Annotated in this window: 9 protein-coding genes; 5 read left to right on the forward strand and 4 right to left on the reverse strand. The window is 68.8% G+C overall.

From position 1 onward, the window contains the following. The first annotated feature begins 72 nt into the window (after positions 1-72). Together VF697_RS42385 and VF697_RS42390 are read left to right on the forward strand one after the other, a co-directional pair. A complete protein-coding gene (locus VF697_RS42385; protein WP_331104318.1) occupies positions 73-762 on the forward strand; it encodes an SGNH/GDSL hydrolase family protein in 690 nt (229 codons plus the stop codon). Between the two features lie 80 nt (positions 763-842). Next, positions 843-3,227 carry a glutamine--tRNA ligase/YqeY domain fusion protein gene (locus VF697_RS42390; protein ID WP_331104319.1) on the forward strand — a complete coding sequence of 795 codons (2,385 nt, stop codon included), beginning with the start codon at positions 843-845 and terminating at the stop codon, positions 3,225-3,227. Between the two features lie 68 nt (positions 3,228-3,295). Here the strand turns inward: VF697_RS42390 and VF697_RS42395 are convergent, their stop codons facing one another. From VF697_RS42395 to VF697_RS42405, 3 genes are all read right to left on the reverse strand, one after another. Next, on the reverse strand, positions 3,296-4,816 hold the full coding sequence (locus tag VF697_RS42395) for an acetyl-CoA hydrolase/transferase C-terminal domain-containing protein (protein ID WP_331104321.1): 1,521 nt from the start codon (positions 4,814-4,816) through the stop codon (positions 3,296-3,298). A 202-nt stretch (positions 4,817-5,018) separates the two neighbouring features. Then, on the reverse strand, positions 5,019-5,840 hold the full coding sequence (locus tag VF697_RS42400; protein ID WP_331104323.1) for an SDR family oxidoreductase: 822 nt from the start codon (positions 5,838-5,840) through the stop codon (positions 5,019-5,021). Then, positions 5,837-7,081, reverse strand: coding sequence for an acyl-CoA dehydrogenase family protein (locus VF697_RS42405; RefSeq protein ID WP_331104325.1), 1,245 nt, complete (start codon positions 7,079-7,081; stop codon positions 5,837-5,839). The genes VF697_RS42400 and VF697_RS42405 overlap by 4 nt, the downstream gene beginning before the upstream one ends. 83 nt (positions 7,082-7,164) lie before the next feature. Here VF697_RS42405 and VF697_RS42410 point away from each other — a divergent pair, with 83 nt between their 5' ends. The 3 genes from VF697_RS42410 to VF697_RS42420 all read left to right on the forward strand — a co-directional run bounded on the left by VF697_RS42410 (position 7,165) and on the right by VF697_RS42420 (position 10,543). Further along, on the forward strand, positions 7,165-8,103 hold the full coding sequence (locus VF697_RS42410; RefSeq protein ID WP_331104327.1) for a LysR family transcriptional regulator: 939 nt from the start codon (positions 7,165-7,167) through the stop codon (positions 8,101-8,103). A gap of 691 nt (positions 8,104-8,794) precedes the next feature. Next, positions 8,795-10,255 carry a metallophosphoesterase gene (locus VF697_RS42415; RefSeq protein ID WP_331104329.1) on the forward strand — a complete coding sequence of 487 codons (1,461 nt, stop codon included), beginning with the start codon at positions 8,795-8,797 and terminating at the stop codon, positions 10,253-10,255. 72 nt (positions 10,256-10,327) lie between these two features. Then, positions 10,328-10,543, forward strand: coding sequence for a hypothetical protein (locus tag VF697_RS42420; RefSeq protein WP_331104331.1), 216 nt, complete (start codon positions 10,328-10,330; stop codon positions 10,541-10,543). A 49-nt stretch (positions 10,544-10,592) separates the two neighbouring features. Here the strand turns inward: VF697_RS42420 and VF697_RS42425 are convergent, their stop codons facing one another. Beyond that, complete coding sequence (locus VF697_RS42425) at positions 10,593-10,799, reverse strand: hypothetical protein (protein ID WP_331104333.1); 207 nt, start codon at positions 10,797-10,799, stop codon at positions 10,593-10,595. Positions 10,800-10,915: the final 116 nt, after the last annotated feature.

Raw genomic sequence — 10,915 nt, forward strand, 5'->3', positions numbered from 1 at the left:
CTCGGACTGGGAGCCACCGGAGTGGCCACTCCCCGTGCCCCCGAGCAAAGCCCAGAGGAGAAGTCGTCCCCGATGAGCCCGAAGAACGCCACCGCCCGTGCCGAAGCCCCCCGCGCCTCGGTCGCCCTGAGCACCCCCATCCGCTACGCCGCCCTGGGCGCCTCCGACACGGTGGGCGTGGGGAGCCACGCCCCCACCCGCGAGAACTGGACCGCGCGCATCCGTGCCGCCCTGCCCGGGGACACCGTGTACGAGCGCTTCGCCCGCAGTGGCATCACCCTCGGGCAGGCGGTGAGCGTCGAGGTACCGCAGGCCATCGCCTTCCGGCCCACGCTCGTGACGATGTGGCTCTCGGTGAATGACGCCCTCGGCCACGTTCCCCTGCCCACCTACCAGAAGTCGCTCCAGGCCACGCTGGAGCGGCTGACGCGGGAGACGGACGCCCAGGTGGTGCTGCTCAACGTCCCGGACCTGGCCGCCCTCGCCCCGCCCCACGCCCCACCGCGGGAGCGCGCCCGGCTGAGCCAGCTCGTGAGCGAGTGGAACGCCGCCATCGCCTCCGCGGCCCGACCCTACGGCCCGCGCGTCCTGGTGGTGGACCTCCTGCCAGCCTCGAAGCAGCTCCCCCAGCACTCCGAGTGGGTTTCCTCCGACGGCTTCCACCCGAGCCCCAAGGGCTACCAGAAGCTGGCCGACCTGACGCTCGAGGCGATGCACCGCGCGGGGTTGCTGCCACCCTCGGCCGAGCAGGCGCGGCCCTGACGCGAGGCCCGGCGCGCCGTTCCGGGCCATCCCCTTGATTTTACTTCTGAATCCCCCCCAGTCCCGTAGAGAATGGCCGCATGAGCAAGTCGCCATCCGATCTGATTCCCACTCCCGAGGCGCGCCGCGTGGCGCCGAACTTCATCACGGAAGTGATCGACGCGGACCTGCAGGCAGGGCGACACACCCGCGTCGTCACGCGCTTCCCGCCGGAGCCGAACGGGTACGCGCACCTCGGGCATGCGTTCGCCAGCTACCTGGACTTCATGACCGCGCAGGACTACCGCGGCGTGTGCCACCTGCGCATGGATGACACCAACCCCGAGGGGGAGACGCAGGAGTACGCGGACAGCATCATCCGCGACATGCAGTGGGTGGGGTGGGACACCTCGCGCCTGTTCTACGCCTCGGACTACTACGAGCAGCTCTACCAGTTCGCCGAGCAGCTCATCCGCAAGGGCCTCGCGTACGTGGAGAGCGTCAGCGGCGAGGAGATGGCGCGCCTGCGCGGCACCGTGGACCAGCCGGGCACGCCCAGCCCGTACCGGAACCGGAGCGTCGAGGAGAACCTGGCGCTGTTCCGCCGCATGCGCGCCGGGGAGTTCAAGAATGGCGAGCACGCGCTCCGCGCGAAGATCGACCTGGCCAACCCGAACTTCAAGCTGCGCGATCCGGTGCTGTACCGCATCCTGCACGCGTCCCACTATCGGACCGGGGACACGTGGTGCATCTACCCGATGTACGACTTCGCGCATCCGCTCAGCGACGCGCTCGAGGGCATCACGCACAGCATGTGCAGCCTGGAGTTCATCGACAATCGCGCCATCTACGACTGGCTGATGGACAACCTGTTCTCCGAGAAGGAGACGGGCCGGACGCCGCCGCGCCAGTACGAGTTCGGGCGGCGCAGCATGGAGTACACGGTCGTCAGCAAGCGCAAGCTGCGCCGCCTCGTGCGCGAGGGCGTGGTGAAGGGCTGGGACGACCCGCGCATGCCGACCATCAGCGCGATGCGCCGGCGCGGCGTGACGCCCGAGTCGGTGCGCGCCTTCGCGGCGCAGATCGGCGTGAGCCGTACGAACCGCACGGTGGACCTCGCCATGTTCGAGAACGCCGTGCGCGACGACCTGAACACCCGCGCGCCCCGCGTGATGGCCGTGACGCGCCCGCTGAAGGTCACCCTCGTGAACCTGAACGAGGAGCGCATGCTGAGCCTCCCGTACTGGCCGCAGGAAGTGAGCAGCCCGGACGGGAAGGTGCTGCTGCCGAACGGGGAGCGCGTGCCGGCCGAGCAGGCGGTGCGCGAGGTCCCCCTCACCCGAGAGCTCGTCATCGAGCGCGACGACTTCAGCGCGGACCCGCCCAAGGGCTTCAAGCGACTCACGCCGGGCGGGACGGTGCGCCTGCGCGGCGCGGGCATCATCCGCTGCGACGAGGTCATCCAGGGCGCGGACGGCGAGCCGACCGAGCTGCGCGTCACGCTGCTCGGCGAGGACGCGAAGGCGAGCGGCGTCATCCACTGGGTGAGCGCCACGCGCGGCGTGAAGGCCGAGTTCCGCCTGTTCGACCGGCTGTTCACGGTGCCGGAGCCGGACAGCGAGGCGCAGCAGTTCGACCCGGAGCAGCCCGGCCACGAGGACGAGGCGCAGCCGGTCAACACGGACTTCATGCGCTTCGTGAACCCGAACAGCCTGGTGGTGACGCACGGGTTGGTGGAGCCGAGCGTCTCGCGAGACCCGGCCAGCGCCCGCTACCAGTTCGAGCGCGCCGGATACTTCTGGAGGGATCCGGTGGACAGCCGCGACACCGCGCCCGTGTTCAACCGCATCATCACGCTGAAGGACACCTGGGTCCGGAAGGCGGACGCCGCGGAGCCGAAGGCGGAGAGCAAGCCGAAGCCCGAGAAGAAGGCGGATGCGGCGGCGCCCGTCCGTCCGACGCTCACCGCCGAGCAGGACACCGTGTTCGCGCGCCTGCGCAAGCATGGCGTCACCGAGAACGACGCGCACATGCTCGCCCGGGAGCCGCAGCTCGCCGCGTACCTGGAAGCCGCGGGCGACACGCGGCTCGCGGAGCTCGCGCCGTGGGTGGTGAACGACCTGGCCACGGCCATCCGCGAGGGAACGAACCGCGTGGGCGTGAAGGAGCTGGCGGCGCTCGTCACGCTGGTCGCCGAGGGCGGCATCAGCATCCGCATCGCCAAGGACGTGCTCGCGGAGGCGCAGACGTCCGGCGAGGCGCCCGCGAACATCGTGGACCGCAAGGGCCTGCGCGTCGTCAGCGACGAGGGGCAGCTCCGCGCCGCCATCCAGGGCGTACTGGACGCCAACCCCGCGAAGGTCGCGGAGTACCGGGGCGGGAAGAAGGGCCTGACCGGGTTCTTCACCGGCCTGGTCATGCGCGCCACGAACGGGCAGGCGGACGCGAAGACCGTCGCACGCCTCCTGAACGAGATGCTCGGGTAGCGCCGCGCCCGCACGCGGAAGAAGGCGGGAGGAGATCTCCTGCCCTCTTCCGTGTCGCCGTGGAAGGCTCAGCCGCCCTTGGGGAAGGAGCGGCAGGCCGCGTCGTAGTCCCGCCACCAGCCCTCGAGGGCCTTGAGATCGGTGGGACGGGGCTCGTCTCCCGCGCCCGCGATGTCCAGGTAGCCGTGCAGCAGCGGGCGGAAGTGCGGGTGCGCGCACCGCTCGATGATGTCCACGGCGCGCCGCTTGGGCGAGCGGATGTCCATGTTGAGCGCGTAGCCGTGCTCGGTGACGACGCACTTGATGTCGTGCTCGGTGTGGTCGATGTGCCGCACGTACGGCATCACGCAGCTCACGATGCGCCCATCCTTCAGCGGCCGGGTGGACGGCGTGTGCACGATGCTCAGGTAGGCATTGCGGAAGAAGTCTCCCGAGCCACCCAGCCCATTGACGATGCGCGAGCCGTCGATGTGGGTGGAGTTGACGTGGCCGTAGATGTCCACCTCGATGGGGGTGTTCATCGCGATGACGAACAGCCGCGAGATGATCTCCGGGCTGTTGGACAGCCACATGGGCCGCAGCACCAGCTTGTCCCGGCAGCGCTCGAACAGCTCCATGAAACGCTTGCGCCCCTCGGCGGAGAAGGAGACCGCGGTGGCCGAGGCGTTCTCGAACTTCGCGTCGTCCTCCAGGTAGCGCAGCATTCCGTCCTGGAAGACCTCGGTCCAGAAGCGGATCTTCTGGAAGGGGGACGCGTAGAGCTCACCGATGATGGCGTTGGCCACGTTGCCCACCCCGGACTGGATGGGAGGCAGACGCTTGCCCCAGTCGAACTGCGAGCGGCACTGGAGGAGGAAGTCGATGACGTTCTGCGCGATGCGGCGGTCCGTGTCACTCGCGGCCTTGAAGGGCACGGGGTGGTCGGGCGTGCGGGACTCGACGACGGCCACCACCTTGCTGCGGTCGAACTCGACGTAGGGCGTGCCGATGCGGTCGCGCACGTTCACCACCGGCAGGGGCCAGCCCACCTTGGGGTGTACGGCGGGCAGGACGATGTCGTGGAAGCCGGTGTAGTCCGGCACCGAGGTGTTCACCTCGAGGATGACCTTGCGCGCCCGGGCGAGCGCCTCGGCGGAGACGCCCACCGAGGAGGTGAGGACGACACTGCCGTCCGGGCGGATGCGCGACACCTCGACGACGGCGACGTCGATCTCCCCATAGAACCCGTACATCAGGTTGCGCGCGAAGGCGGAGAGGTGGACGTCGGTGAAGTCCATCTCGCCCGAGTGGATGAGCTTGCGCGAGATGGCCGAGGACATGTACGGCCCGCGCTTGCGGATGAAGGGGGCCATGGGGCCCTCGACGTCATCCGAGAGCGAGGCGCCGCTCAACAAGGTGATGCGGGAGGCGGGCGCCGTCTCCGCGAAGTGCCGGGCGAGTGCCGGGAAGAAGGTCTTCGGCTCGCCCGACTTGGTGAAGCCGCTGATGGCCACGGTGCTGCCGTCGGTGACGTGCTTCACCGCCTCTTGCACCGGGACGACCTTGGCCAACAGCTCCGCGTTCTCGATTCGCTCCTGCAGTGTGCTCATGGGGCTCCTGCTCCTAGTGCCGCGTCCGCTGGCTGTCCACGACACAATGGCGGCCTTGGACCCTGGAGAAGGTTGTTCATGGCGACCCCCGCGGTGGATGGGCCGGTCCAGGGCCAGCAACCCACCGAGCACCGTGATGCCCGCCCCCCCTCCGAGGGAGCGCAAAGGGGCCATCACCCTGCCCCCCCGCGCCCGCCACGCCTCAGGTGCCTCCCGTGGGCCGTGAGGCGGTGCGCTGCATGCGGCGCATGTTCTTGCGGACGAGGGCCGTGTACGCGCCCCGAGGCAGCAGCCGCTTGAGTCGCCACACCGACCGCCCCTCGGCGTGCGGCAGCACGTAGAACTCCCGACGCTCGACGGCGCGGAAGATCTGGTCCGCGATGTGTTCCGCGGTGACGGGCGAGCGCTCCAGGAGCTTGTGCATGGCGGTGCGCAGGCCGGGGTCATCGGTGCGCATGGACTCGTGCAGGTTCGTCTTGAAGAAGGACGGGCACACCACGCTCACGCCCACTCCCGAGTCCGCCAGCTCGTTGTGCAACGTCTCCGAGAGTGAGACCACGGCCGCCTTCGTGGCGTTGTAGCTGCTCATCATCGGCACATCGAGCAGGCCCGCCATCGACGCGACGTTCACGATGTGCCCGCGCCCCTGGCGCTTGAGCATCGGCGTGAAGACGCGGCAGCCGCGCACCACCCCGAGCAGGTTGATGTCGATGATCCACTCCCAGTCGGACAGCGGCACGTCCTCGATGGCGCCCGCGCCCGCGACACCCGCGTTGTTCATGAGGACGTCCACGCCGCCCCAGCGCTCTTGGAGCGCGTCGGCGACCGCCCGCAGGTCTTCCTCCCGCCGCACGTCGCAGCGCAGGTAGAAGGCCCCCTCCCCCAGCGCGCGCACCGTCTCCGCCCCGCGCGTGTCGTTCACGTCTCCGATGCAGACCCGCCAGCCGGCGCGAGCGTATCGCTCGGCCGTGGCACGACCCAGGCCACTTGCCCCGCCGGTGATGAAGATGCGACCCGGGCTCACTCGGACTTCCTCCCCGAGTGGCCACGCCGGGCCAGCTCGATGCGGGCGATGAGCCCCTTGTGCACCTCGTCCGGCCCGTCGGCGATGCGCAGGGAGCGCGCCTGGGCGAAGAACCCGGCGAGCGGGCTGTCGTCGCGCGAGACGCCCGCGCCGCCGTGGATCTGGATGGCGTCGTCCACCACCTTCTGGAGCACGTTGGGGGCGACGACCTTGATCGCGGAGATCTCGGTCATCGCGCCCAGGGCGCCCAGCTCGTCGAGCTTCCACGCCGCGTAGAGCGTGAGCAGGCGGGCCTGGTCGATGGCGATGCGCGCCTCGGCGACGCGCTCGCGGTTGCCGCCGAGGTTCATGAGGGGCTTGCCGAAGGCCGTGCGCGCCATGCCCCGGTCGATCATCAGATCGAGCGCCTGCTCCGCCGCGCCGATGCAGCGCATGCAGTGGTGGATGCGCCCCGGCCCGAGCCGGCCCTGGGCGATCTCGAAGCCCCGGCCCGGGCCCGCGATGATGTTGGAGAGCGGCACGCGCACGTTCTCGAAGTGCACCTCGCCGTGGCCGTGGGGCGCGTCGTACTCGCCATACACAGGGAGCATGCGCTTGACCTCCACGCCGGGCGCATCCAGGGGGACGAGCACCATGGAGTGCTGGTGGTGTCGGTCGGCCGCGGGGTCGGGGGTGCGAGCCATGAAGATGGCCACCTTCGCGCGGGGGTGACCCAGGCCGCTGGACCACCACTTCTTGCCATTGAGGACCACGGTGTCCCCCTCGACGACGGCCGTGGCCTGCATGTTGGTGGCATCCGAGGAGGCCACGTCCGGCTCGGTCATGCAGAACACCGAGCGGATCTCTCCGGCGAGCAGCGGCTTGAGCCAGCGCTCCTGCTGCTCGGGCGAGCCATAGCGGTAGAGCACCTCCATGTTGCCGGTGTCCGGGGCGTTGCAGTTGAAGACCTCGGGCGCGATGAAGCTGCGTCCCGTCTCCTCGGCGATGGGGGCGTATTCGAGCGTGGAGAGACCCGCGCCCAGCTTCGCGTCCGGGAGGAAGAGGTTCCACAGCCCCTCCGCGCGGGCGCGAGCCTTGAGTTCCTCCATCACCGGCGGCGCGATCCAACCACGCCAGTCGGCATGGGGCCCAGCCTGCACCTGCCGGGCGTAGACCGCCTCGGCTGGGAAGACGTGCTCACGCATGAAGCGCTGCACGCGCTCGCGGTAGTCCTTGGAACGGGCGGACGGCTCGAAGTTCATGACGGGTGTCTCCGGTGGCTGGCAGGGGGGAGCATGCGACCGGGACCATTGATGAAGCCAGTGAAGGTTGGTCATATGCCCTCATGAACGGCGTTCATGACTCCTCCGCGCTCTCTCAACTCGACCTCAACCTCTTCCGGGTGTTCGCCGTCATCCACCGCGAGCGCAGCCTGACGCGGGCCGCGCAGGTCCTCTTCCTCAGCCAATCCGCGGTGAGCCACGCCCTGGCGCGACTGCGCGAGCAACTGAGCGACCCGCTCTTCGTGAGAGATGGGAGGGGGGTGGCGCCCACTCCGCTCGCCGAGCGGCTGGCGCCGGAGATCCAGGAAGCATTCGCCCTGCTACAGGGCGCGGTGCGCCGCACCCGCCACTTCGAGCCAGCTCGAGACGTGGCCCAGGTCACCGTGGCGATGAACGACGAGCTCGAGCCCTCCCTGCTCCCGAGGTTCGTCGCGCACCTGCGCGCGAGCGTGCCCCAGGTGCGAGTGGCGAGCGTGCGGCTCGACCGGCCCCGGCTCACGACGGATCTGGCGTCCGGGCGGATTGACCTGGCCGTCGACGTGGCGCAGCCGACGGGTGCGGACCTGCGCCACGCGCTGCTCTCGGGGGACACGTTCTGCGTGGTCAGCGCGCGGCGGCGGCGACTGGACGTGGCCGGCTACCTCGTGGCCCGCCACGTCACCGTCTCCTCGAGGCGCACCGGCCTGGCAGTGGAGGACCTGGTGCTCAGCCGCCTTGGACACCAGCGGGAGATCGCGGTGCGTTGTCAGCACTACGAGGCGGCGTGCCGCATCGTCGCCGAGTCCGACTTGCTGCTCACCATGCCGAGGCGCCATGCGGAGGCGCTCAACGCCCCGCTCGGCAACCGACTCCTGCCCATGCCGCTGGCCCTGCCGCCGGTGGAGATGCACGTCTACTGGCACCGGCAGGCGGATGCGGACCCACGCAGCCTCTGGCTTCGCACCCAGCTGCTCTCACTCGGTGGCACACTGCTCGGAGGAGAGCCCACCGCGAGCCGCTAGACGCACGCACGAGCATTGGACCCGGAGGCTCTTTCGGGTTGCCCAGGGCGGGATTCGAACCCAACACGGGAGGATGGAAAACCCCAAGCAGGATGCGCCGTTACCCACCATCCCCTTGATTTTACTCAGGTTCGTCATCCCGCCCCGTCCCACCCTGTCCCACCTGGTTCCGCCTGATTCCGCGCTGGAGGGGCACATACGGGGCACATGAGCGCGCCCCACGGCACAGAGTCTACTGCTCCTCGGCTCGCCCCGGAGCACAAGCCAGCGCCGCCTGATTACGAATCGGGACTGGGCAAAGGCGGCCCCGGGATCTTCCCTCTGAAGATGGCCATTCTGGCCGCCTCTGGCACGCCCGGAGTGGGGAAAGTTGGGGGAGAAATCCCCGTGGCCCTCCACTCCGCCACGCCTGCGAACCTGCAGTACAGGGGCCACTCCAGAGTGCGTGGTGTTGACTCCAGCGCAGCTGCAGACTTCAGCCCCTACCCACCCTCGCGTGGGAGGGTGGCCTACACTTGCGCGTGCCCAATGGAGGCTGCACCGCCTATCCTCCGGCCAAGCGCATGGCCCTGGCTCCCAGCCGTCAGCGGCCATCCTCGGCCCCTCTTCTGCACCAGCCCTCACCATCAACCGACCTCCCATCCGCCCTACGTACTCTCGGCAGCGCTGTTGAAAAGGCTACGATGCGTCCATGGGACAACTGGCACATCAAGTCTTCGTTATCTCGGACCTGCACCTCGGGGGACGCGCTGGCGAGCAGGGGGCACGTGGGTTTCAGATGATGACGCACCCTGATCGCTTGGCGTCCTTCATCGATGCAATCGGACACCCGGGGCCATCGACGAAAGAGCTGATCATCGCTGGGGACTTCGTGGACTTCCTCGCCCAGGAGACAGCGACGCCCGGAGTCTGGACGCCCATCATTGAGGATCCACAGCGGGCCGCCGACCAGTTGGAGCAACTGGCTCGCGGCTCCAGCTTCTCGGCTGTCTTCGAGGCGCTGGAAGCCTTTCTCGCGAGGAAGCACAAGCTCACCCTCATGCTGGGAAATCATGACATCGAACTCAGCTTCCCCCAGGTTCGGAGCGCGCTGGCCCGCGTCCTGAAGAAGGAGCCCGGGCACGACTTCACCTTCCTCTATGACGGGGAGGCCTATGCGCTGGGAGACGCGCTCATCGAGCACGGCAACCGGTATGACCGGTACAACATCGTCGACCATGACAAGCTCCGGCGGCTGCGCTCCCTGCAGTCCCGAGGGCAGGAACACGCAGGGATCTTCCCCCCTCCCGCTGGCAGCAGGCTCGTCGCGGAGGTGATGAACCCGATCAAGTCGAAGTACGCATTCGTCGACCTGCTCAAGCCGGAGAACGAGTCGGTCATCCCGATCCTGCTGGCACTGGAGCCGGACTTCATCGAGAAGATCGAGCAGGTGGCACGCGTCCTGGCGCCCTCCATCACCCATGGGCTGAAGGAGGATGACCTCCCTGTACGGCTGTCCGAAGCCAGCGCCAAGGCGGGAGTGGCTGGGCTGGATCCCTCGGAGCCCCTCGCCTCCACCCTGGGGGCCGCCATGGGAGAGAGCGAAGCCCGGCGTTTCCTGGCGGAGATCGACGAAGCGCGACAGGGCGAGGACGTGGGTGTCACCCTCGCGGATGCCTCGGCGTTCTCGGCCATCCGTCAGGGAGCCCAGCAGCTCGCGAGCCTCTGGCGCATTGCCGAGGCGGGCCTGGACGGGCCGCTGGAGTCCCGGCTGCCTGCGCTCCGCAAGGCCTTGAGGGCGCTCCAGGGCGATCGCACCTTCGAGCGGGCTCACGAGACGGAGCCCCGTTATCTCAACGCCGCCAAGGCCCTCTGTGCGCGGGGCCGCTTCCGGTACGTGGTCTTCGGACACACGCACCTGGCGCGGGAGATCACCCATGAGCACGGCGTGTACCTGAACTCCGGCACCTGGGCCGATCTCATGCGGGTGCCGAAGGCCGTGCTGAGCGAGGATGACGCAGTGGCCACGGAGGCGCTGCGGCGCTTCGTCAAGGACATCACCGAGAACCGGCTGAGCGAGTACATAGCCTTCATGCCCACGTATGTGCAGCTCGACATGGCCGCCGACGGGCGTGTCCTCGAGGGACACGTCCGGGACGACGTGGCCCGCTGAGGAGTTGCAGCGGACGACGCCCTGTTCCGAGCGACCACGAGGGTCGAGATTCTTCAAGGTACAAGCCGGGTGGTGTACTGGGGCACGGGGTTCCTCGTCGGCGCGCGCCACCTGCTCACCGCGTTCCCTGTGGTGAAAGACTGTGTCCCGGGTCCCAACACGCTGCGCATCCGGCAGGTGTTCCGCTATCTGGGGAGCCACGAGAGCGACGCACGGCTGGTGGAGGGGGCCTGGAATGCCGAGGAGGACTGGGCGCTGCTGGAGTGCGACCGTCCCCAGTGGGAGTGATCCCGCTCGCCCTGGGGACGGACAAGAGTTGTCATACCCTCAAGATTGCTCACAAGTTGCCGAGGGCGGCGCGCCAGCCGAGCTCGGCCATGAGGAGCTTTTCGTAACCCGGACCCAGGGTGAGCCAGCCCGGCTCGCCGTTGTGCTTGAGGTGGCCGCCCATGCCAGCCAGGGCGAGGGTTGCCTCACGTGCGGTGGGCTGTGCGGGCAGCGCGACACGCTTTTGACAGCAACTTGAGGAGACGTAGTTGCGCATGCGTCAGCACGCGGGTGGCCGGTGCTGGGGTGTCCTGTCGCGAAAGAGTGCGCAGCAGCAGCATGCGCCAAGTGACGGGAATGAAGAGGGTGAGAGCGTTGAGCAGGACATGCGCG

This window comes from Archangium sp. (assembly GCF_036388035.1).
In the GTDB taxonomy this organism is placed as follows: domain Bacteria; phylum Myxococcota; class Myxococcia; order Myxococcales; family Myxococcaceae; genus Archangium.